We start from the raw sequence: 21622 nt of genomic DNA, 5'->3' as shown, positions 1-21622 counted from the left end.
ACCCGCAGAGATGCCGGACGGAAGCGGCAGGTCAGGCGCGACGGACGACGTCGGCGAAGAACGCGTGGACCCGGTGGTCGCCGGTGACCTCGGGGTGGAAGCTCGTCGCGAGAAGGTTGCCCTGGCGCACGGCGACGGGGTGGTCGCCGCTGGCCACGTGGACGCTGGCGAGGACCTGGACGTCGGCGCCGATGTCCTCGACCCAGGGCGCCCGGATGAAGACAGCGCGCACTGGTTCGGGGCCGAGCTCGCGGATGCGCAGGTCCTCCTCGAAGGAGTCGACCTGGCGCCCGAACGCGTTGCGGCGCACGGTGATGTCGAGCCCACCGAGGGTCTGCTGGTCGCGGTGGCCGTCGAGGATCCGGTCGGCGAGCATGATCATGCCGGCGCAGGAGCCGTAGGCCGGAAGCCCTGCTCGCAGTCGCGCGACGAGCGGTTCGTGGAGCTCGAAGATCCGCACGAGCTTGTCCATCGTCGTGGACTCGCCGCCGGGGATGACGAGCCCGTCGATCGCCTCGACCTCGCTGGGACGGCGGACGGCGATGGTGCGCGCGCCCGCCAGCGCCAGGGCCCGGACGTGCTCGCGCACGTCGCCCTGGACGGCGAGGACTCCGATGAGCGGTTGGGCTGTCACGGCACGCATCGTACGTCCGCGGGCGCGGGGGCCTAACGTGCAGGTTGTGCCCGTGACGATTCGTGAACGCCGACCCGAAGACCTCCCCGAGCTCGTGGAGGTCCTGAGCGCCCAGGCGCCCTCCTCCGGGTATCCCCACCGTTGGCCACTCCCCTTCCCCGTCGAGGAGTTCCTCGTGCGTCCCGGCGAGCTCGGTGCCTGGGTGGCTGTCGTCGACGGCCGGATCGCCGGGCACGTGGCCACCACCGATGTCAGCGCGAACTGGATGGCGGAGCACTGGTCCTCGATCCTCGGTCGTTCCGGTCACGAGCTGGGCGAGGTGTCGATCCTCTTCGTCGACCACACGCTCTCCGGCTCGGGCGTCGGCGGCGCGCTCCTGGACCGCGCGGTCGCCGAGATCCGGGAGCTTGGTCGCGAGCCCGTCCTCGACGTCGTCGGCGAGGACACGAGGGTCGGACTCTTCTATCAACGCCGCGGCTGGGTCGTCGCCGGTCATGCCCGACCGCAGTGGCTTCCCGACGGGCAGCCGGACGTTGCCTTCATGGTGCTTCCGGAGGCCGCATCTGATGAGAGGGTCGAGGCATGACTGACGACGCCCTGACCGCGCTGGGAGAACGCGCACGTGACCTCGATGCCGAGCACGCGGCGACAGACCGGCGCTCCGCGTTCGTCCTGCCCCAGGGCGTCATCTATCTCGACGGCAACTCCCTCGGGGCCATGTCGGTGGCGGCGCGTGATGCGGCCGCCGATGCCGTGACGCGTCAATGGGGCGAACAGCTCATTCGCGCCTGGAACGACTCGGCGTGGTGGACCGCTCCCGAACGCGTCGGCGACCGGGTCGCCGAACTCATTGGCGCGCCCCTTGGGACGGTGGTGGTCGGCGACTCGACGACGGTCAGCCTCTACAAGGCGGTGCACGCGGCCGCCCGGTTGCGCCCCAACCGGCGTGTGGTGCTCACCGATCCGGACTCGTTCCCCACCGACGTGCACGTGACCCGCGGGGTGTGTGACCAGTTGGGTCTCACCCTCGAGCTCGTCTCCCCCGGTGATGCGGTTGCGCGTCTCGAAGGCTCGAATGACGTTGCCCTGGCTTCGTATTCGCAGGTCGACTACCGCACTGGTGAGCTGTGGGACCTCGCCGCGATCACCACCGCGGCGCACGACGCCGGGGCCCTCGCCTGCTGGGACCTGTGCCACTCGGCCGGTGTCGTGGAGGTGGGGTTGACCGACGGTGGCGCGGACTTCGCGGTGGGCTGTGGCTACAAGTACCTGAGTGGTGGACCAGGCGCTCCGGCCTTCCTGTTCGTCGCGCCACAGCACCTGGGCGACTTCACCAACCCGATCCTCGGCTGGAACGGCCACGCCACACCCTTCGCCATGTCCCCGGACCACGTCCCCGCCGACGGCATCACCCGGGCCCGCGTCGGCACTCCCCCCGTGCTCGGGATCGCCGCGCTGGAAGGTGCGCTCACGGCATACGACGGATTGAAGGTGGCAGACGTGAGGCGACGTTCGCTCTCGCTCACCGGATTCTTCGTCGAGTGTCTCGACGCCCTCGGCGTCGACCTCCCGGTCGTCACGCCGCGCGATGATGCGCGCGGCTCACAAGTGAGCCTGCGGCACCCCGACGCGTATGCCGTGGTGCAGGCACTCATTGCCCGCGGAGTCATCGGCGACTTCCGTGAGAAGGACATCGTGAGACTGGGATTCGCGCCGCTCTACCTGTCGCACGCGGACGCGCTGGCCGCGGCCGTGCACGTGCGGGACGTCGTGGTCGGGCGCGAGTTCGAGCAGGAACAGTTCCGCTCCCGCGCGACCGTGACCTGACAGGAGACAATGGTTCTGATGGCACGCAACGCACCGACCGAAGACCAGGGCGACGCAGACCTCGAGGTCGGCTCACCGAAGAGAACCGCAGCCGGAGTCCCTGCTGTGGTCCGCTCGATGCGGATGTCGCTCGACCAGATGGGTGTGGTGCGGACGGCGCGCACTCTGCTTCGCGTCAACCAGGACAAGGGTTTCGACTGCCCCGGTTGCGCGTGGCCGGACCCGGCGGAGTCGCACCGCGCCGAGTTCTGCGAGAACGGCGCGAAGGCCGTCGCCGAGGAGGCCACGCTTCGACGGGTTGAGCCGGCGTTCTTTGCCGAGCACTCGGTCGCGTCTCTTCGTGAGAAGTCCGACCACTGGCTCGGCTCGCAGGGGCGGCTCACGACGCCGATGCACAAGCCGGCGGGTGCGACGCACTACGAACCGGTGACCTGGGAGAGGGCACTCGACATCGTGGCGGGGCACCTGCACTCGCTCGGCAGTCCGGACGAGGCGATCTTCTACACGTCGGGGCGCACGAGCAACGAGGCGGCGTTCGCGTACCAGCTGTTCGTGCGCGAGTTCGGGACCAACAACCTGCCCGACTGCTCCAACATGTGCCACGAGTCGAGCGGCACGGCGCTGACCGAGACGATCGGCATCGGCAAGGGCACCGTCACCATCGACGACCTCACCAAGGCCGACCTCATCCTCGTCGTCGGACAGAACCCCGGCACCAACCATCCGCGCATGCTCTCGACGCTCGAATCGGCCAAGGAGAACGGTGCTCGCGTCGTCGCGATCAACCCGTTGCCCGAGGCCGGGCTCATGACGTTCCGGAACCCGCAGACCGTGCGCGGAGTGGTCGGGTCGGGCACGAAGCTCGCCGATCGCCATGTCGGGGTGCGGCTGGGTGGGGACCAGGCGCTCTTCCAGGCCGTCGGTCACCTTCTGCTCGACCGGGGGTCGGTGGACCGTGAATTCGTCGACGAGCACACCACCGGATTCGAGGCGTATGCCGCGGCACGGGCCAGACTGGACTGGCCCGCCACTCTGGCGGCGACGGGCCTCACGGAGGCCGAGATCCGGGCTCTGGCCGACGAGATCGCAGCCGCTGGCTCGGTCATCGTCTGCTGGGCCATGGGCATCACGCAGCACCGGCACGCTGTCGCGACGATCCAGGAGATGGTCAACGTCCTGCTCCTCGGCGGCCACATCGGCCGTGAGGGAGCGGGCGTGTGCCCCGTGCGCGGCCACTCCAACGTCCAGGGCGACCGCACGATGGGGATCTTCGAGCGACCCTCGGACGCGTTCCTCGACGCCTTGGACGCAGAGTTCTCGATCGCCTCACCGCGCGAGCACGGCGTGGATGCCGTGGACACCGTGCGGGCGTTGCGCGACGGACGGGCCACGGTCTTCTTCGCCATGGGCGGCAACTTCGTGCGCGCGATGTCCGACAGCGAGGTCACCGAATCGGCGCTGGAGGCAGCGGAACTCACGTGTCACGTCTCGACCAAGCTCAACAGGTCACATGCGGTCACCGGCCGCGAGGCGCTCATCCTGCCCACGATCGGCCGCACCGAACGCGACTCGCAGGTGACGGGCGAACAAGTCGTCACCGTCGAGGACTCGATGGCGATGGTGCACGCGTCGCGGGGGCGACTCGCGCCCGCCAGCGACGCGTTGCTCAGCGAGGTAGCCATCGTGTGCGAACTGGCCCGTCGAGTCCTGCCTCAGTCCCAGATCAACTGGTCCGGGATGCGCGGCGACTATCGCGTCATCCGCGACCACATCTCACGCGTCGTGCCCGGCTTCGACCGGTTCGAGGAGCGCATCCTCGACAAGGGTGGCTTCCAGCTGCCCCTTGCACCGCGTCAGCGCGAGTTCAACGTCGAGGGCGGTCGGGCGCGCTTCTCTGTGCACCCGCTGGAGTACCCGCAGTGCCCGCCCGGGCGGCTGCTCCTGCAGACGATCCGCAGCCACGACCAGTACAACACCACGATCTACGGCCTCGACGACCACTACCGCGGCATCAAGGACGGGCGCCGTGTCGTCTTCGTCAACCCGTCGGACCTCGCGTCGCTCGGGCTGGCGGACGCGCAGATGGTCGACATCGTCTCGGAGTGGCACGGGGTCGAGGGCGGCGACGAGCTGACCGAGAGGCGGGCCGAGGAGTTCCGGGTCGTGGCCTATCCGACGGCTCGAGGCTGCGCCGCCGCGTACTTCCCCGAGGCCAACGTGCTCGTCCCGCTCGACTCGACGGCTCGGGGCAGCAACACCCCGACGTCGAAGTCGATCGTCATTCGACTGGAGGCCCGCTGATGGGTCGAGTCACCTCGCGTCACAAGGTCGTCCGGATCGACCTCGACGGAGACACGACCCGGGCGATCGACACCGTCGCCGGCGAGGAACCGTTGGAGATCCGGGTCAACGGCGAGACCTTCACGGTGACGATGCGCACGCCCGGCTCCGACGTCGATCTGGCGCACGGGTTGCTGCGCGCCGAGGGCGTCATCGCGCGGCGTGAGGATGTGGTGTCGGCCGTCTTCTGCTCCGACCTCGACACCCTCAACGTGCTCAACCTGACCCTGCCCTCCGGCCGGGATGGGCGGGCCGCGGTGACGTCAACCCGCAACCTCGCCTCGCTCGGTGGATGCGGGCTGTGCGGCACGACAGCGGTCGAGGCCATCGAAGCGGTCGTCGACGAGAAGCCGCCCGAGGTGCTGTGGGAGGCACCGCAGATTGCGGACTCGCTGGGCGAGCTGCGCACACGTCAGGCGGTGTTCGACAAGACGGGCGGAGTGCACGGGGCCGGATTGGTGCCCGTGGGTGGGAGCGAACTCGCCATCGTGCGGGAGGACATCGGTCGGCACAACGCCGTGGACAAGGTGCTCGGTGCAGCGCTCATCACCGAGGTCGGAACCGCTGGAGCACTGCTCGTCGTGTCGAGCCGGGCGAGCTTCGAGATCGTCCAGAAGGCCGCGGTCTCGGGCATCTCCGTACTGGCGTGCGTGTCGGCACCGTCGTCCTTGGCCATCGAAGCAGCCGACCGACTGGGCGTCACCCTCGTCGGGTTTGCCCGCGGACGACGGATGAGCGTCTACACGCACTCGCACCGCATCCCCCACTGACGGCCGCTCCCAACGCCAACATCCCCAACCCCGACTTATTGCGCAATCCGTCGGAACCGCAGACCTGTTGCGCAATCCGTCGGGCCGGAAGGGACTTCGGATTGCGCAATCAGTGCACGCTGACGACGGATTGCGCAATAAGTCGGGTCAGGGGTGGGTGACCTGGGCGCCGTGGTACGCCAGCATGCTCAGGAACTCCCTGGCATACCGGCGCTCCCGCGAGTCCTTGAAGTCGTTGTCGACGAACGTGTTGATGTGCTCGTGGCTGACCGTCAGGTTGATCCGGCCCGTGGCAGGAGACTCGAGCCACACCTCGGACATCGCCAGGATGGTGTTGCGCCCGCCTCGGAACTGGTTCACCGGGGCGATCCACGTGGGCTGCTCGGCATTGTCGAGATGGAACCCCAGCCATCCGTTGTCGATGCGCACGTGTCCGCGTCCTCCGGAGAAGTTGGGGTGCTTGCCCTCCTCGGTGACGACGGCGTTCCACGTGCCGTTGGCGACGCCCGGCGCCGAGGGTGTGAAGCCGGGCGCACCACTCTCCTTGACGCGTCGGCCGTGGCCGACGACGCGGTACAGGAAGTACAGACCGCCGAGCATGACGGCGATCTGTACGACCCACAGGAGAACGGTGAGCGGCCTCAAATCACCAGCCGCGCTCAGAAAGGCGGTGCGGCTCCGGGATCTCGTCGACGTTGATGCCGACCATGGCCTCACCGAGTCCGCGGGAGACCTTGGCGATGACGTCGGCGTCGTCGAAGAACGTCGTGGCCTTGACGATGGCCTCGGCGCGCTGGGCCGGGTTGCCGGACTTGAAGATGCCGGAGCCGACGAAGACACCCTCGGCGCCGAGCTGCATCATCATCGCGGCGTCGGCCGGGGTGGCGATGCCGCCAGCGGTGAAGAGCACGACGGGGAGCTTGCCGGCGACGGCAACCTCCTTGACGAGCTCGAACGGTGCCTGCAGCTCCTTGGCCGCGACGTAGAGCTCATCCTCGGGGAGGTTCTGCAGGTGGCGGATCTGCTGGCGGATCTGACGCATGTGGGTCGTGGCGTTGGAGACGTCGCCGGTGCCGGCCTCACCCTTGGAGCGGATCATGGCCGCGCCCTCGGTGATCCGGCGCAGGGCCTCGCCGAGGTTGGTCGAGCCACAGACGAAGGGCACGGTGAAGTTCCACTTGTCGATGTGGTTGGCGTAGTCCGCGGGGGTCAGCACCTCCGACTCGTCGATGTAGTCGACACCGAGGGACTGGAGCACCTGTGCCTCGACGAAGTGGCCGATGCGCGCCTTGGCCATCACGGGGATCGAGACGGCGGCGATGATGCTTTCGATCATGTCGGGGTCGGACATGCGCGACACGCCTCCCTGGGCACGGATGTCGGCGGGAACACGCTCGAGGGCCATGACGGCGACGGCTCCGGCGTCCTCGGCGATCTTGGCCTGCTCGGCATTGACGACGTCCATGATGACGCCGCCCTTGAGCATTTCGGCCATGCCGCGCTTCACCCGGGTCGTGCCGGTGGTGGAGGTGGTCGGGGAGTCTGCGGCGGGGGTGGGGGTCTCACTCATGCGCGCAAGTGTAGAGGCGCGTCAGTCGACCACTGCAGGCGGAAGGTCGTCGTCGAAGTCGACGGGCTGCGGCAGGGCTGCGTGACCGGCCAACCGGAACAGGCGGACCACCTTCTTGGCCCTCACGCGCCGCACTTCGCGCACGGCGTCGTTGTGGAACCGGCGGGCGAGCTGGACCCGCAGGGCACTCGCCTCGACCCGGCTCAGCGCGTCGGCGCCGTCACTCCCGGGCTCGCTGCGCAGCTCGTCGACCGTGTCCTGCTGGAGCGCGGCCCTCAGTGTCGCGGTGAGATCGGTCTCGGTGCTCTCGCGTCCGGCGAAGGTCTGCCCGTCGAGGGGGTCGTGGCTGAGCGGCTGGTGCGTGTGCCGCTCCAGCGCCTCACTCGCCGAGTCCGCGAGCAGCAGGGAGGTCGCCGGGTCGACGGCTCCGCTCGTGGCCAGCTCAAGCGTGGCCTCCGCCCGGCGCACGAGCTGGGCGTCGAGGGCGGAGACCGCGCCCTCGACCTTGGCGTGGAGCCGGTCGAGTCGGGACGCTGAGTACGAGAGGTACCACGCCACCGCCAGGAGCACGAGCGCGATGATCGTGCTGACCTGAAGGATGTCGATTTCCCACTTCATCAGGCTTCACCTCTCTGGGGCCAGCGCAGGCGACTGAGCAGTCCCGCGCGCAGGTTGGTCTCGACCGGGGAGTTGTCGGCGCCCTCGATCACGGTCTCGTAGACCGCCATGACGCGTTCGGCGACGACGCCCCAGTCGAACGAGCGAGCGCGCCTGAGGCCGAGGTCGCTCAATCGAGCGCGTTCGCCGGGCGATCCGATGAGATCGATGACGGCAGCAGCCAGGGCCGCGCTGTCGCCCACGGGGAAGGTGCGGCCAGCGGGACCGGCGGGAACAGAACCCAGGACCGCGGTGAACGCCTCGAGGTCACTCGCGAGCACGGGAGCACCGGAAGCCATGGCCTCGACGAGGACGATCCCGAAGCTCTCACCACCCGTGTGGGGTGCGACATAGAGGTCGGCCGACCGCAGCAGCGCGACCTTGTCCTCCTCCGAGACCGCCCCGAGGAACTCGGTCGCTGCCCGGACGCGCGGGTCCAGCCGCTCGGAGATCTCGTCGACCTCCCCCGGCCCCGCGACCACGAGTCGCGCACCCGGCAGGACATCGAGGATGGCCGGCATCGCGGCGACGATGACGGCCAACCCCTTGCGCGGCTCGTCGATGCGGCCCAGGAAGGCCAGCGTCGGTCGCTCCGGCGTCCCGGTCCACTGCGTCACGGCGCCATTGGGGGTGAACCGCTTGGTGTCGACGCCGTTGGGGATGATGTAGGCGTCGCCGCCGAGGTGGCGTCGGACCGTGCCCCGAGCCTCCTCGGACACAGCGATCCGGGCCCGGATCTTCTCGGTCGAGGGGCGGAGCAGCGGGTTCGCGGCGTGCATGGCGCGCGAGCGGATGTTGGACGTGTGGAAGGTCGCGACGACCGGCTCCGACGAGGCCCACAGGGCCATGAGCGACGCGCTCGGGGTCACCGGCTCGTGCAGGTGGAGGACGTCGAAGTCGCCCTCCTCGAGCCACCTGCTGACCCGTGACGACGTCACGGGTCCAAAGGTCAGGCGCGCGACAGATCCGTTGTAGCGCACCGGAACTGCCCGACCGCACGACGTCAGGTATGCCGGGAGCGACTTCGTGTCGTCGTCGACCGGTGCGAGGACGGAGACGTCGTGCCCCTGGGCGATGAAGTACTCGGCCAGGTCTCGGACGTGGAACTGCACCCCGCCCGGGACGTCGAACGCGTAGGGGCAGACGAGTCCGATCCTCATGACGCCCCGGCCCGGGCCAGGCGGTTGGCGTCGAGGTCCTTGGTGAAGACGGGCTGCAGCATGTGCCAGTCCGCGGTGTGGGTGCGGACGGCCTCGCCGAGAGCGTCGGCACAGGCCTGGGTCATGGCCGCGACCTTGTCGCGGGTGGGCCCGGAATCCGGCACCGCCACCGGCTCGTGGAAGGTGATGACGATCCCCCAGCCACCGCCGTCCCGTCGCTCGTGGCGGATGGAGACGGGGAAGAGAGGTCGGCGCGAGGTCAGGGCCAGAGCCGCTGGCCCCGCCGCCATCCGCGCCGGCTCGCCACAGAAGTCGACTTCGACACCGTCCCTGGACAGGTCGCGGTCCGAGAGCAACGGAATGAGTCCGCGACGCTGGGTCGCCTCGCGCAGCAACGGGAAGGGGGGCGGTCCACCGGTGAGCGGGAGGATGGTCATGCCCAGGCCGGTGCGGAACTCGAGGAACTCCTCGAAGACCTCCTCGGGCTTGAGGCGTTCGGCCACCGTCGTCACCGGACCGAGGTGCACCGCGCTCCAGGCTCCGGCAAGGTCCCAGTTGCCGAGGTGCCCCAGGAAACAGACGAGAGACCCATCGGCGGCGAGGATCTCGCGCACCGGCCCGTCGCCCTCCACCCGGACCCGGGCAGCGAGCTCGTCGGCGGAGAGGACGGGCAGGCGGAACGACTCGCAGTAGTAGCGCATGTAGGCGCGCATGCCGTCACTCACCAGCCCATCAAGGGCAGCGTCATCGAGCTCGGGTCGCACCGTCGCGTAGTTCGAGCGCATCCGCGCTCCCCCGCCTCGGGCAACGGTGAGATCAGCGATCCGGTCGAACAACGCGTAAGCCGCGCGTTCCGGCATACGCCGAATGACGGTCCATCCCAGACGAAAGCCAGCCACCGTGACGACGTCGGTGGCGCGGGACACGAGACCTGAAGGGATCGGGCTCACGCGACGTCAAGGGCCTGTCGGCGAACCTCGAGCATCCGCTGCACCACGGTGACGAGGCTCGCGAGGGCGAGCAGGGCCAGCACCACGGTGAGGAAGATCTCGGGCAGGAACCACCCGACGAGGCCCGTGGTCACGAGGACGGCGACGAGGCGTTCGGCGCGCTCGGCGATGCCGACGTTGGCGGTCATGCCCAGTCCCTCGGCGCGGGCCTTGGCGTAGGACACGACCATGCCGAGGATGAGGCAGGCCAGCGCGAGGGCGGCCATGATGCCGGGACGCACCTGGAAGATGCTGTCGTCCCGCACGCTCTGCCCACCCGCGTAGAACAGGACGAGACCGCCGAAGACCGAGGCGTCGGCCACGCGGTCAAGGGTCGAGTCGAGGTAGGCACCCCACAGGCTCGAACGGCCGGAGCGGCGGGCCATGATGCCGTCGACGGTGTCGGAGAAAACGAACGCCGTGATGACGAGGGTGCCGATGAGGAACTCGCCACGCGGGTAGAAGATCAGGGCACCGAGACTCACCCCGAGGGTGCCGACGACCGTCACGACGTCAGGGCTCACCCCGAGGCGCAGCAGGAGCGAGGCCAGCGGGGTGAACAGCTTCGTGAAGAAGGGGCGCGCGTACTTGTTGAGCATGGTCCGCTCAGCCTAACCGGCTGGAGTCACTCCCCCGGCCAGGCCGCGGCGAGGCGGCGGCGCGCGTCCTCGAGCAGGACGGGGAGCGCCTTTGTCTGGCCGATGACCGGTAGGAAGTTCATGTCCCCGCCCCAGCGCGGGACGATGTGCTGGTGGAGGTGCGCGGCCACCCCGGCGCCAGCAACCTCGCCCTGGTTCATCCCGATGTTGTAGCCCTGCGGGCTGGACGACTCCTGGAGCGCCGCGATGGCCGCCTTGGTGAGCGCCGTGAACTCGGTCGTCTCCTCGTCGGTGAGGTCGACGTAGAGCGAGACGTGGCGGTAGGGGCAGACCAGGACGTGGCCCGGGTTGTAGGGAAAGAGGTTCATCACGACGTAGCAGTGCTCGCCACGGTGGACGATGAGTCCGTCCTCGTCGTCGCGTCCGGGTGCGGCGCAGAAGGGGCAGCCGTCGCCGGCGTCCTTGGACGGGCGCTCCCCCGTGACGTAGGCCAGCCGGTGAGGAGTCCACAGCCGGTCGAAACCGTCCGGCACCCCCGCGAAGTCCTCGGCGGCTGTCGTCGGAACATCACTCATGGCCACGATCCTAGACACGCCCCCCGACGCCGATCGGAGGGCCGGGGCGTCGGCCCCTGCACGACGCCCCGGACCCTCCAACCATTGAGACGCCACAGCGGACGCAAAGGTTGCGTCGCTCCCGAAAGATTCTTGGGCGTTGTGGTCTTTTGTCTCGAACTGCGGTCCCCAGTTGTGAGTATCTGCCCAGCGGCGAAGGGTGGGGAGGCATGACCACGTCCCCAACGACCTCCACGAGTGCCGCCGAGCGCGCTCGCGCCCACTCCCCCCGACAGCTCGCCGCGGCCTCCATCGGCAACCTCGTCGAGTGGTACGACTGGTACGCCTACAGCTTCCTCGCGGTCTACTTCGCGACGCAGGTGTTCCCCGAGTCCGAGTCCGGCCTGACCGCCCTCCTCAACACGTTCGCCATCTTCGCCGTCGGCTTCTTCTTCCGTCCCATCGGCGGCCTGCTCATGGGCGCGGTGGCAGACCGCTTCGGTCGCAAGCCCGCGCTCACGGCGACGATCCTGCTCATGGGCGCCGGGTCGCTGCTCATCGCCGTCCTGCCGACCTACGCCTCGGTCGGCATCCTGTCGCCGATCCTGCTCGTCCTCGCCCGGGTCATCCAGGGGCTCTCGGTCGGCGGTGAGTTCGCCGCTGCGACAACGTTCCTCGTCGAGAGTGCCCCGCCGAAGAGGCGCGGGTTCTTCTCGAGCTTCCAGTACGTCTCGACGACGGCCGGCCAGCTCATCGCGTCCGGGCTCGCGGCCTACCTCGCGTCCACCCTCACCGAGTCCTCGATGAACTCCTGGGGTTGGCGCGTGCCGTTCTTCGTCGGCGCCGGGTTGTCCCTGGTCGGACTCGCGATTCGTGCCGGTGCCCACGAGACGCTCGAGAGCGTCGACGACCTCAAGGCCGATGCGTCACAGCGTCCGGGGATCTTCGATGCGCTCAAGCACCACCCGCGCGAGTCACTGCTCATCGTCGGCATCACCATCGCGGGCACGATCGCCTACTACACGTGGACGACCTACCTGCCGACCTACGCACAGACCTATGCCGACGTCAGCAAGTCCGATGCGCTCACGGCGGGCACGATCGCGCTGTTCTTCTTCGCCGCGCTCCAGCCGATCATGGGCATCCTGTCGGATCGCATCGGTCGCAAGCCCCTGCTCATCACGTTCGCCGCGTTCTTCGTCGTCGCCACCGTGCCGCTGCTCCGGCTGCTCGACACGTCGATGTCGCGCCTGCTGCTCGTCCAGTGCATCGGCATGGTCTTCCTCGCGATGTACACCTCGATCGCCGCGGCCGTGAACGCCGAGACGATCCCGTCACGGGTGCGTGCCGCCGGGATCGGCTTCCCCTACTCCCTCTCCGTCGCCCTCTTCGGTGGCACCGCGCCCTACATGGGCACGTGGTTCAAGAGCCAGGGCTGGGGCGAGGCGTTCCCGATCTACATCAGCGCGCTCTGCCTCATCTCGCTGCTCGTCTACGTCTTTGCCGTCAAGGAGACGGCACACGAGCCGCTCCCGTGACGGGAGCGGACGGCATACCCACGCATTTTTGCGGTATGCCGTCCGCTCACCGATCGCTGTTGGCGTGCCACTCCATGAATCTCGCTGTGGGAGAGGTGAATCCGGCGCGCTCATAGAGCGTCCGGGCCTGCGGGACCGCGTTGAGCTGCATCCGGTCCACGTCGTGCTCGCCACCCCAGAAGCGCAGGGCCTCGAGAAGGCTGGTGCCGATGCCGGCACCGCGGGCGTCCGGCGTGACGAAGAGCAGGGACACGTGCAACCAACGGCTGACGGGCCGGCGCGAGCTGGGAAGTTTGGTGATCACCGCGGCGGTCACCATGCCCAGCGGACGACCATCGGGCGCTTCGGCGAGGAAGGTCACCCGAGCCCGATCGGCGAGCCACGCTGCGGCATAGCGGTCGAGGAAGCCCTCCTCGATGGTGGCGCCGCTCTCACGATCGTCCTGCATCGTGAGAGCGGCGACGGCCAGCGCGTCCCGCGACAGGGCGAGGCGGATGACCGTGGACATCGTCGGCTCAGACCTGGGCGCGGGTTTCGATGGCGGTGAGGACCTCGGCGATCGCATCCTCGATGGGCACGCCGTTCTTCTGCGAGCCGTCGCGGTAGCGGAACGACACGGCGTTGTTGCTGCGGTCGTCCTCACCGGCGATGAGGGCGAAGGGCACCTTGGCCTTGCTCGCGTTGCGGATCTTCTTGGGGAAGCGGTCGTCGCTGTCGTCGAGCTCGACCCGGATGCCCTTGGCCTTCATCTGCGACAGGACGTCCCAGAGGTAGTCGTTGTACTCGTCGGCGACTGGCAGGCCCAGGACCTGAACAGGGCTGAGCCACACCGGGAACGCGCCCGCGTAGTGCTCGACGAGGACACCGAAGAAACGCTCGATCGAGCCGAACTTCGCCGAGTGGATCATCACCGGCTGCTGACGCGACCCGTCGGACGCCTGGTACTCGAGGCCGAACCGCTCGGGCTGGTTGAAGTCGTACTGGATCGTCGACATCTGCCAGGTGCGACCGATCGCGTCGCGCGCCTGCACGGAGATCTTGGGGCCGTAGAACGCGGCTCCACCGGGGTCAGCGACGAGCTCGAGCCCGGAGTCGGTCGCGACCTTCTCGAGGACCGAGGTCGCGACCTCCCACTGCTCGTCGCTGCCGATGAACTTCGCCGACTTCTCGCCCTCGGTGTCACGCGTGGACAGCTCGAGATAGAAGTCCTCGAGGCCGAAGTCGCGCAGCAGGGAGAGGACGAAGTCGAGCAGGTGCTTGATCTCGGCGGGTGCCTGCTCGGCGGTGACGTAGGAGTGCGAGTCGTCCTGCGTCATCCCGCGCACGCGGGTGAGGCCGTGCACGACGCCGGACTTCTCGTAGCGGTAGACGGAGCCAAACTCGAAGAACCGCAGCGGCAGCTCGCGGTAGGAGCGGCCGCGCGAGCTGAAGATGAGGTTGTGCATCGGGCAGTTCATCGCCTTCAGCTGGTACTTCGAGCCCTCGAACTCCATCGGCGGGAACATCGTGTCGGCGTAGTAGGGCAGGTGACCCGAGGTGTGGAACAGCCCGTCCTTGCTGATGTGCGGCGTGCCGACGTAGTCGAAGCCCTCCTCGATGTGCCGACGGCGGACGTAGTCCTCCATCTCGCGCTTGATGACACCACCCTTGGGGTGGAACACCGGCAGGCCCGAGCCCAACTCGTCGGGGAAGGAGAAGAGGTCGAGCTCGGCACCGAGCTTGCGGTGGTCGCGCTTCTCGGCCTCGGCCAACCGCTCCAGATGAGCTCGCAGTTCCTCTTTGGTCGGCCAGGCGGTGCCGTAGACGCGCTGCAGTTGCGGGTTCTTCTCGGAGCCGCGCCAGTAGGCCGCGGCGCTGCGCATCACCTTGAAGGCGTTGCCGAGGACCTTGGTCGACGGGACGTGCGGCCCGCGGCAGAGGTCGCCCCATGCCTTGGTGCCATCGCGGCGGACGTTGTCGTAGATGGTGAGCTGCGCACCGCCGACTTCCACGTCTGCACCGTCGGCCGCCTCACTTGCCGAGCCGCCCTTCAGTCCGATGAGCTCGCACTTGTAGGGCTCGTCCTTGAGCTCGACGAGCGCGTCGTCGTCACTGATCTCACGACGGACGAAGGTCTGGCCCTCGTTGATGATCTTCTGCATGGACTTCTCGAGGGCCTTGAGGTCGTCCGGCTGGAACGGCTCGGCGACGTCGAAGTCGTAGTAGAAGCCATCGCGCACGGGCGGACCGATGCCGAGCTTGGCGTCCGGCTTGAGCTGCTGCACGGCCTGAGCCAGGACGTGAGCGGCGCTGTGGCGCAACACATCGAGCCCGTCCTGCTCCTGGGCGGTCACCGGCTCGACGGTGTCACCGTCGGCGAGGACGTGGGCGAGGTCGCGCAGTTCTCCGTTGACGCGGGCCACGAGAACATTGCGGTCGTCGCGGAAGAGATCTGCCGCGGTCGTCTCCAGGTCCACCGATCGCTCGTCTCCGGCGACATGAACGGTGATCTGTGATGACACAGCGGCTTCTCCTGAGGTGACCCAAAACGGGGGTATGCCGCGTGCGGACGTCCCGACACGGCATACCGATGTTATCCGCCGGAAAAGAACGGGCGCGACGCAGTTCTGGTGTGGGACGGTCAGCAGATGGACCTCCACATCGCCAGCCTCGCGGAACGACCGGATCTGGCTCACCTGCTGCGGGAGTTCGATGACCCCTGGCCGGAGTTCATGAAGTACGACCCGGTTGGCGACCTCTACTTCCCGCGTGCGTCGACGACCTTCGCGGCGTGGACCCTGCTCGCGTGGGATCCCCGGGAGCCGGACCGACTCGTGGCGAAGTCGCACTCGATCCCGTTCACGATGGGCGAGGACATCGGTCGCGCTGCCCTCCCGGATGACGGCTGGGACGGCGTGATTGCCTGGGCGTGGCTGGACGAGCTCGCGGGTCGCGCACCGACCCACGTGTCGGCCCTCGAGGTGGCGATCCGACCCGACCTGCAGGGCACCGGCCTGGCGTCGGTGATGCTGGAAGCGAAGCGTCAGAACGCTGCTCGGCTCGGCTTCCACGACCTCTTTGCACCCGTCCGCCCCAACGGCAAGCATCTGGAGCCCCATACCCCGATGAGCGACTATGCCTTCCGGACGAGGGCAGACGGTCTGCCGGTGGATCCGTGGCTGCGCCTTCACGCTCGGGTCGGCGGCACGATCGAGGGCGTGTGTCCACGGGCGATGACGATCTCGGGAACCCTGGACGAGTGGCGGTCGTGGACGGGCCTCCCCTTCGACGAGACCGGTGATGTCGAGGTCCCCTTCGCCCTCAACCCGGTCCACGTGAGCGTCGAGCACGACCACGCGGTCTATGTCGAACCCGGTGTGTGGGTCCACCACCGCATCTGAGAGCTAGCGTGGCGGTCATGAGTTCGCCGTTCGGCTCCTGGCCGTCTCCCCTGTCCCCCAGTTCCCTCACCGCCGCCACGCGGGGCCTCGACGAGGTCCGCGTCGATGGGCCCGACACTTACTGGCTCGAGTCCCGCCCCTGGGAGGACGGGCGCGTGGTTCTGGTCCGCCACCTGGGTGCGTCCGGCGTCGTGGAGGACGTGGTCGGCGAGGGCGTCAACGTCCGTTCCCGGGTCCACGAGTACGGCGGAGGGGCGTATGCCGTCCGGTCCGGAACCGTGGTCGTCACGACGATGCCCGACCTCGTCGTGCAGGTCGTGGAGTCGGACGGTTCGCTGCGGGCCATCACGCCGACGGGTGGGTTCCGCTACGGCGGGCTGGTGCTCGGCGACGGGTTCGTGCTCGCCGTGCGCGAGGACCACTCCGGCGCCGGTGACGCTGTCAACACGCTCGTCCGGCTGGACCTCGACGGCGACAACGCTGAGGGTGGCGTCGTGCTGTGGGAAGGCTCGGACTTCGTGGGTCGCCCTGCATTGTCAACGGACGGGTCGCAGGTCGCGGTGGTGACGTGGGAGCACCCCAACATGCCGTGGGACACGACCACCCTGCGCCGCGCGGCTCTCGTCGATGACGGACCGCTCGAGTGGACGGTCGTCGAGGGACGCGAGGACATCTCGGTCGGTCAGCCCCGGTTCGGCGCGGACGGCTCGCTCTGGTTCGTCTCGGACGATTCCGGATGGTGGAACCTCAAGCGGGACAGCGGTGCTGGCGTCGTGGCGGTTCACGCGGCGGCGGCGGACTTCATGCTCCCGCAGTGGGTCCTCGGTATGAGCGACTTCGCCCTGCTGGCGGACGGACGAGTGCTCGTCCACTGGTGGGCCGACGGCGTGGGACGGCTCGGCGTGCTCGACCCCTCGTCCGGCGAGACCGTTGACGTGGAGCTCGAGGGCGTCCAGTTCGACCAGCTCCAGGCCGTGGGCGACGAGATCGTCGTCCGCGTCGGCACCCTCTCGGAGCTTCCCTCGATCGTGCGCGGGCCGGTGGACGGCCCCTTCACCACGCTTCGGCGCAGTCGCGACGAAGGTCTCGACCCGGCATACGCCAGCACGGCGCAGCCGTGGACCTGGACCAACAGCGCAGGCCAGGACGTGCACGGGGTGTTCCTGCCGCCGACGCACCCCGAGGCAGCAGGCCCTGACGGGGAGCTGCCGCCGCTCCTCGTGTTCGTCCACGGCGGACCGACGAGCCGTGCGGAGGCGGGTCTGCAGCTCGCTCGCGCCTTCTGGACGACGCGCGGCTTCGCCATCCTCGACGTCAACCACTCAGGGAGCACGGGACACGGGCGGGCCTATCGCGACCGGCTCCTTGGACAGTGGGGAGTCATCGACATCGACGACATCGTCACGGGCGCGCGCTCCCTGGCCGAGGCCGGGCACGTCGACGGCGACCGGCTCGCGATCCGTGGCGGGAGTGCCGGCGGCTACTCCGTGTTGCGGGCACTCACCACGAGTGACGCGTTCGCTGCAGGCACGAGCTATTTCGGTGTGGCAGACCTCGAGGCGTTGGCGACCGACACGCACAAGTTCGAGTCGCGCTATCTCGATCGCCTCATCGGTCCCTATCCGGCGGACAAGGAGACCTACGTCGACCGCTCCCCCGTGCACCACGCTGACCAGGTCCGTGGTGCGGTCCTGCTGCTCCAAGGCGGGATCGACGAGGTCGTGCCCCAGGCGCAGGCCGAGGCCATGGCTGCGGGGATGCGTGCCGCTGGCGGAGAGGTGGACCTCGTCATCTATCCGGACGAGGGTCACGGGTTCCGTGCCGCCTCGGCGATCGAGGACTCACTGACCAGAGAGCTGGAGTTCTACGGCCGAGTCCTCGGTTTCACGCCGGCCCCCAGCTGACGCGCCCCGAACCGACTTCGTGCCCCGGACGGACCTGGTCCGGCCGGCCGAAGGCCGTCCGTCCCTGTCCGTCCGGGGCACGAAGTCGAAGGTGGTGCTCGGTCAGTGCGTGGGGGTCTCGAGGGTGAGGACGAGGTGCTCGGTCTCGGGCTTGCGCGTCGAGCGCAGACCCGCCACCACAAGGCGCTTGCGGGCTGAGTCACTCTCGATGACGAAGTCGACCTTGCCCGGCAGGAGCACCGGCTTCTTGAACCACACGTGGGACGTGCTCGGCCCGTTGACGGAGCGACCCAGGGCGCCAAGCACCCTGGCGGAGGTCCACATGCCGTGCGCGATGGCGGCGGGGAAGCCCATCGCCCTGGCCGTGAGTGAGTGCATGTGGATGGGGTTCACGTCACCGGAGATCGCGGCATACTGCCGGCCGAGGTCACCAGGGAGCGACCACTGGGCGGCAGCAACACCCTTGGGGATGGCTGGTGCCTCGACGCCACGCTCGGCGTCGGGGTTGCCCTTGCCGCGGGCGAGGTAGGTCGAGCGACCGCTCCACACCGACTCCCCATCGACGCTCACCTCGGTGACGAGATCGACCTGACGACCCTTGGGGTGGTCGCGCAGGTTCTCGGCGTGGACAGCGATGTCGAGGACGTCGTCGACCGTGACGGTCCGTCGCACGGTGATGGTGTTCTCGACGTGGACCAGCCCGACGAGCGGTAACGGGAAGGCCTTGCGCGCCATGAGCTCGGCCTGCAGCGGGAACCCGAGGATGTGCGGGTAGGTGTGCGGGAGAACGTCATCGACGCCGAACCCACACAGCCGCTGGTAGTCCATGAGGTGCTCACGCCCGACCTTGTGCCCGGTGAGGACGAGCTCACTCGTGGGCAGCGCACCGCCGGACTTCTTGCCCGCGATTGCTGCCTTCACGAACACCTTCGCCAAGGACGGCGCAGAACTGAACGTCTCCTGCTGGGCCATCAGGCCCCCAGGATCATCTGGCCGCAGACCCGCACGACATTGCCGGTCACGGCGCGGTTGGCGTCCCAGGCGAAGTAGCCGATGGTCTCGGCGACGTCGATGGGCAGACCGCCCTGCTGCAACGAGTTCGTCAAGCGCCCGATCTCGCGCGTGGCGAGCGGGATCTTGGCGGTCATCTCGGTCTCGATGAAGCCGGGTGCCACCGCGTTGACGGTGATGCCCTTCTCGAGGATCGCCTTGTCCGCAGCGAGCGACTGGGTCATGCCGATGACGCCCGCCTTGGAGGCGGCATAGTTGGTCTGACCACGGTTGCCTGCGATGCCGGCGATCGAGGAGACGTTGACGATGTGTCCGCCGTCGTTGATCGCGGGGATGAGCGCTTCGTTCATCCGCAGGATCGACAGGAGGTTGACCTGGAGGACGGAGTCCCAGCGGTCGGCCTCGGTGTTGGCGAGCAGCTTGTCGCGGGTGATGCCGGCATTGTGCACGACGATGTCGAAGCCGCCGTGGCGCGCCTTGGCGTGCGCGACGATCTTGGCGCCGGCGTCCTCGGCGGTGACGTCGACCTGCAGGGCCGAGCCACCGAGCTTGTTGGCGACCTCGGCGAGTGGTCCACCGGCGGCCGGGATGTCGACGGCGACGATGGTCGCGCCGTCACGGGCCAGGGTCTCGGCGATGGCCGCGCCGATGCCGCGAGCAGCGCCGGTGACGATGGCGACCTTGCCGGCGAGCGGCTGGTCCCAGTCGGCCGGCGCGACGATGTCGGCGACCGGCTTGGCGACGTGGAAGACCTGCGCCGACACGTAGGCCGAGCGACCGGAGAGCAGGAAGCGCACCGTCGCGTCGACACCGGCATCGGCACCCTCGGCGACGAGGACGGTGTTGGCGGTGCCGCCACCGCGCATCTCCTTGCCGATGGAGCGGACGACACCCTCGATCGCACGACGGGCCGCGGCCTGGGCCACGGACGTCGCGGACTCGGGCGGGCGGCCGATGACGATGATGCGACCGGTCGGAGCCAGGGTCTTGAGCGCCGGCCCGACGACACCGCGCAGGGTCTCGAGGTCTGCCGGGGTCTCGATCGCCGTCAGGTCGAGGACGACACCGGCGACCGAGGTCGACGGCTGCGAGGCGACCTGGACGCCGGCCTCGGCGAGCAGGTGGCGCACGCGCTCGGCGACGGGAGCGTCACCGTGTCCGGCGACGAGCACCTCACCGGTGATGAGCGAGCCGCCCACCTTGTGCCGACGAAGCCGACTCGGCCGGGGCAGGCCCAACGTCGTGGCGAGCTGCTTGCCCACGCCACCGCTGACGAACTGTCCGTAGTTGAACGCCATGAATTCAGGCTCCTTCGAGGATCGCGACGACGCCCTGCCCACCGGCAGCGCAGATGGAGATGAGACCGCGGCTGCCCGGGCCCTTCTCGTGGAGCATCTTGGCGAGCGAGGCCACGATGCGGCCTCCGGTCGCGGCAAACGGGTGGCCCGCGGCGAGCGACGAACCGTTGACGTTGAGCTTGCTGCGGTCGATCGAGCCGAGCGGCTTCTCGAGGCCGAGACGCTCGGTGCAGAACTCCTCGTCCTCCCAGGCCTTCATGGTCGAGAGCACGGTCGAGGCAAAGGCCTCGTGGATCTCGTAGTAGTCGAAGTCCTGGAGCGTGAGTCCCTGTCGCGCGAGAAGGCGCGGCACGGCATACGCCGGAGCCATGAGCAGGCCCTCGTCGCCGTGGACGTAGTCCACCGCGGCGACCTCGCCGTCGACCAAGTAGGCCTGGACCGGCAGGTTGTGCGCAGCGGCCCACTCCTCGCTGCCGAGCAGCACGGCAGAGGCGCCGTCGGTGAGCGGCGTCGAGTTGCCGGCCGTCATCGTCGCGCCCTCACCCTTGCCGAAGACCGGCTTGAGCTTGGCGAGCTTCTCGACGGTGGAGTCGGCGCGCAGGTTCTGGTCCTTGGCGAGGCCGAGGTAGGACGTCATGAGGTCGTCGAAGAAACCACGGTCGTATGCCGCGGCAAGGTTCTGGTGGCTGGCTGCGGCGAGCTGGTCCTGGGCCTCGCGGGTGATGCCCCACTTCTTGGCCGTGATGGCCATGTGGTCACCCATGGAGAGGCCGGTGCGCGGCTCGGTGTTGGCCGGGGTCTCGATACCGATGTCGCCGGGGCGGATGTGGAGAGCAGCCTTGGCCATGTCGACGGTGGACTTGGCGCGGTTGATCTTGAGCAGCTTGCGGCGCAGCTTCTCGGTCACCATGATCGGCGCGTCCGAGGCGGTGTCGACACCACCGGCGATGCCGGACTCGATCTGGCCGAGCTTGATCTTGTTGGAGACGAGGATCGCGTTCTCGAGGCCGGTGCCGCAGGCCTGCTGCACGTCGTAGGCCGTGGTCTCGGGCGCGAGGCTCGAACCGAGGACTGCCTCGCGGGTGAGGTTGAAGTCGCGCGAGTGCTTGATGACCGCACCACCGACGACCTCACCGAGGCGCTCTCCGCCGAGGCCGTGACGGGCGACGAGGCCCTCGAGGGCTGCCGTGAACATGTCCTGGTTCGACGCGTTCGCATAGGGCCCGAACTGGCGGGCGAACGGAATGCGGTTGCCGCCGAGGATGGCTGCGCGGCGGGGACTGGTTGAGGTCACCGTGGGCTCCTGAAGTCTGTATTGGAGGGGACGAAGCGGGTCACGTGGGACGCGACACATATCCGGTACTGACGGTAGCAGGTACCTCGCTCCACCT

The 21622-nt window shown here is 68.7% G+C and carries 20 protein-coding genes; 7 read left to right on the top strand and 13 right to left on the bottom strand.

Annotation, left to right across the window (positions count from 1 at the left end; translation table 11 throughout):
- Nucleotides 1-31 precede the first annotated feature (31 nt).
- Nucleotides 32-643: a pyridoxal 5'-phosphate synthase glutaminase subunit PdxT gene (pdxT, locus tag JNB_RS02380; protein ID WP_009774798.1), complete on the bottom strand. Its 612-nt coding sequence runs from the start codon at nt 641-643 to the stop codon at nt 32-34.
- Nucleotides 644-686: 43 nt separating this feature from the next.
- On the opposite strand from pdxT, the gene JNB_RS02375 reads away from it, so the two are divergent.
- From JNB_RS02375 to fdhD, 4 genes are read left to right on the top strand one after another with little or no spacing between them, the layout of a single operon-like run.
- Nucleotides 687-1220, top strand: coding sequence for a GNAT family N-acetyltransferase (locus JNB_RS02375; protein WP_237700592.1), 534 nt, complete (start codon nt 687-689; stop codon nt 1218-1220).
- On the top strand, nt 1217-2461 hold the full coding sequence (locus tag JNB_RS02370) for a kynureninase (protein ID WP_009774796.1): 1245 nt from the start codon (nt 1217-1219) through the stop codon (nt 2459-2461). Before JNB_RS02375 ends, JNB_RS02370 begins: the two co-directional genes overlap by 4 nt.
- A gap of 18 nt (nt 2462-2479) precedes the next feature.
- Entirely contained in the window at nt 2480-4762 is a 2283-nt protein-coding gene (locus JNB_RS02365; RefSeq protein ID WP_040884113.1) for an FdhF/YdeP family oxidoreductase, read from the top strand.
- Nucleotides 4762-5571 (top strand): formate dehydrogenase accessory sulfurtransferase FdhD, encoded by an 810-nt coding sequence (fdhD, locus tag JNB_RS02360; protein ID WP_009774794.1) that lies wholly within the window; start codon nt 4762-4764, stop codon nt 5569-5571. The genes JNB_RS02365 and fdhD overlap by 1 nt, the downstream gene beginning before the upstream one ends.
- Before the next feature lie 147 nt (nt 5572-5718).
- Here the strand turns inward: fdhD and JNB_RS02355 are convergent, their stop codons facing one another.
- Genes JNB_RS02355 through JNB_RS02325 form a run of 7 tightly spaced genes read right to left on the bottom strand, consistent with a single transcriptional unit; the run spans nt 5719 to nt 11121 of the window.
- Entirely contained in the window at nt 5719-6216 is a 498-nt protein-coding gene (locus JNB_RS02355; protein WP_009774793.1) for a hypothetical protein, read from the bottom strand.
- A 1-nt stretch (nt 6217) separates the two neighbouring features.
- Entirely contained in the window at nt 6218-7141 is a 924-nt protein-coding gene (gene pdxS / locus JNB_RS02350) for a pyridoxal 5'-phosphate synthase lyase subunit PdxS (protein WP_009774792.1), read from the bottom strand.
- Nucleotides 7142-7162: 21 nt separating this feature from the next.
- Complete coding sequence (locus JNB_RS02345; RefSeq protein WP_009774791.1) at nt 7163-7759, bottom strand: hypothetical protein; 597 nt, start codon at nt 7757-7759, stop codon at nt 7163-7165.
- Nucleotides 7759-8958, bottom strand: a complete 1200-nt coding sequence (locus tag JNB_RS02340) for a glycosyltransferase family 4 protein (RefSeq protein WP_009774790.1) — start codon at nt 8956-8958, stop codon at nt 7759-7761. The genes JNB_RS02345 and JNB_RS02340 overlap by 1 nt, the downstream gene beginning before the upstream one ends.
- Complete coding sequence (locus JNB_RS02335) at nt 8955-9908, bottom strand: phosphatidylinositol mannoside acyltransferase (protein WP_237700591.1); 954 nt, start codon at nt 9906-9908, stop codon at nt 8955-8957. Before JNB_RS02335 ends, JNB_RS02340 begins: the two co-directional genes overlap by 4 nt.
- Nucleotides 9905-10546, bottom strand: coding sequence for a phosphatidylinositol phosphate synthase (pgsA, locus tag JNB_RS02330; protein ID WP_009774788.1), 642 nt, complete (start codon nt 10544-10546; stop codon nt 9905-9907). Before pgsA ends, JNB_RS02335 begins: the two co-directional genes overlap by 4 nt.
- Before the next feature lie 26 nt (nt 10547-10572).
- Entirely contained in the window at nt 10573-11121 is a 549-nt protein-coding gene (locus JNB_RS02325; RefSeq protein WP_009774787.1) for an HIT domain-containing protein, read from the bottom strand.
- 209 nt (nt 11122-11330) lie between these two features.
- Between JNB_RS02325 and JNB_RS02320 the strand changes: the two genes are divergently transcribed.
- Complete coding sequence (locus tag JNB_RS02320; protein WP_009774786.1) at nt 11331-12638, top strand: MFS transporter; 1308 nt, start codon at nt 11331-11333, stop codon at nt 12636-12638.
- A 46-nt stretch (nt 12639-12684) separates the two neighbouring features.
- Here JNB_RS02320 and JNB_RS02315 read toward each other — a convergent pair whose 3' ends face one another.
- Together JNB_RS02315 and thrS are read right to left on the bottom strand one after the other, a co-directional pair.
- Entirely contained in the window at nt 12685-13146 is a 462-nt protein-coding gene (locus tag JNB_RS02315) for a GNAT family N-acetyltransferase (protein WP_009774785.1), read from the bottom strand.
- Between the two features lie 7 nt (nt 13147-13153).
- Complete coding sequence (gene thrS / locus JNB_RS02310) at nt 13154-15139, bottom strand: threonine--tRNA ligase (RefSeq protein ID WP_009774784.1); 1986 nt, start codon at nt 15137-15139, stop codon at nt 13154-13156.
- A 126-nt stretch (nt 15140-15265) separates the two neighbouring features.
- On the opposite strand from thrS, the gene JNB_RS02305 reads away from it, so the two are divergent.
- Together JNB_RS02305 and JNB_RS02300 are read left to right on the top strand one after the other, a co-directional pair.
- Nucleotides 15266-16018 (top strand): hypothetical protein, encoded by a 753-nt coding sequence (locus tag JNB_RS02305; RefSeq protein ID WP_040883512.1) that lies wholly within the window; start codon nt 15266-15268, stop codon nt 16016-16018.
- A 17-nt stretch (nt 16019-16035) separates the two neighbouring features.
- Nucleotides 16036-17922 (top strand): S9 family peptidase, encoded by a 1887-nt coding sequence (locus JNB_RS02300; RefSeq protein ID WP_040883510.1) that lies wholly within the window; start codon nt 16036-16038, stop codon nt 17920-17922.
- Between the two features lie 102 nt (nt 17923-18024).
- Here JNB_RS02300 and JNB_RS02295 read toward each other — a convergent pair whose 3' ends face one another.
- The 3 genes from JNB_RS02295 to JNB_RS02285 are packed head-to-tail and all read right to left on the bottom strand — an operon-like array spanning nt 18025 to nt 21525.
- Nucleotides 18025-18894, bottom strand: coding sequence for a MaoC/PaaZ C-terminal domain-containing protein (locus JNB_RS02295; RefSeq protein WP_009774781.1), 870 nt, complete (start codon nt 18892-18894; stop codon nt 18025-18027).
- Nucleotides 18894-20231, bottom strand: a complete 1338-nt coding sequence (locus tag JNB_RS02290; protein ID WP_009774780.1) for a 3-oxoacyl-ACP reductase — start codon at nt 20229-20231, stop codon at nt 18894-18896. Before JNB_RS02290 ends, JNB_RS02295 begins: the two co-directional genes overlap by 1 nt.
- 4 nt (nt 20232-20235) lie before the next feature.
- Complete coding sequence (locus JNB_RS02285) at nt 20236-21525, bottom strand: acetyl-CoA C-acetyltransferase (protein ID WP_009774779.1); 1290 nt, start codon at nt 21523-21525, stop codon at nt 20236-20238.
- Nucleotides 21526-21622: the final 97 nt, after the last annotated feature.

The organism is Janibacter sp. HTCC2649 (assembly GCF_000152705.1).
Classification (GTDB): Bacteria; Actinomycetota; Actinomycetes; order Actinomycetales; family Dermatophilaceae; genus Knoellia.
This window is presented reverse-complemented; position numbering and strand designations above follow the sequence as displayed.

Coding starts and splice junctions, on each gene's coding strand:
- pdxT (WP_009774798.1), bottom strand. CDS start 643: ATGCGTGCCGTGACAGCCCAACCGCTCATCGGAGTCCTCGCCGTCCAG.
- JNB_RS02370 (WP_009774796.1), top strand. CDS start 1,217: ATGACTGACGACGCCCTGACCGCGCTGGGAGAACGCGCACGTGACCTC.
- JNB_RS02365 (WP_040884113.1), top strand. CDS start 2,480: ATGGCACGCAACGCACCGACCGAAGACCAGGGCGACGCAGACCTCGAG.
- fdhD (WP_009774794.1), top strand. CDS start 4,762: ATGGGTCGAGTCACCTCGCGTCACAAGGTCGTCCGGATCGACCTCGAC.
- pdxS (WP_009774792.1), bottom strand. CDS start 7,141: ATGAGTGAGACCCCCACCCCCGCCGCAGACTCCCCGACCACCTCCACC.
- JNB_RS02345 (WP_009774791.1), bottom strand. CDS start 7,759: ATGAAGTGGGAAATCGACATCCTTCAGGTCAGCACGATCATCGCGCTC.
- JNB_RS02340 (WP_009774790.1), bottom strand. CDS start 8,958: ATGAGGATCGGACTCGTCTGCCCCTACGCGTTCGACGTCCCGGGCGGG.
- pgsA (WP_009774788.1), bottom strand. CDS start 10,546: ATGCTCAACAAGTACGCGCGCCCCTTCTTCACGAAGCTGTTCACCCCG.
- JNB_RS02325 (WP_009774787.1), bottom strand. CDS start 11,121: ATGAGTGATGTTCCGACGACAGCCGCCGAGGACTTCGCGGGGGTGCCG.
- JNB_RS02320 (WP_009774786.1), top strand. CDS start 11,331: ATGACCACGTCCCCAACGACCTCCACGAGTGCCGCCGAGCGCGCTCGC.
- JNB_RS02315 (WP_009774785.1), bottom strand. CDS start 13,146: ATGTCCACGGTCATCCGCCTCGCCCTGTCGCGGGACGCGCTGGCCGTC.
- JNB_RS02305 (WP_040883512.1), top strand. CDS start 15,266: ATGGACCTCCACATCGCCAGCCTCGCGGAACGACCGGATCTGGCTCAC.
- JNB_RS02300 (WP_040883510.1), top strand. CDS start 16,036: ATGAGTTCGCCGTTCGGCTCCTGGCCGTCTCCCCTGTCCCCCAGTTCC.
- JNB_RS02295 (WP_009774781.1), bottom strand. CDS start 18,894: ATGGCCCAGCAGGAGACGTTCAGTTCTGCGCCGTCCTTGGCGAAGGTG.
- JNB_RS02290 (WP_009774780.1), bottom strand. CDS start 20,231: ATGGCGTTCAACTACGGACAGTTCGTCAGCGGTGGCGTGGGCAAGCAG.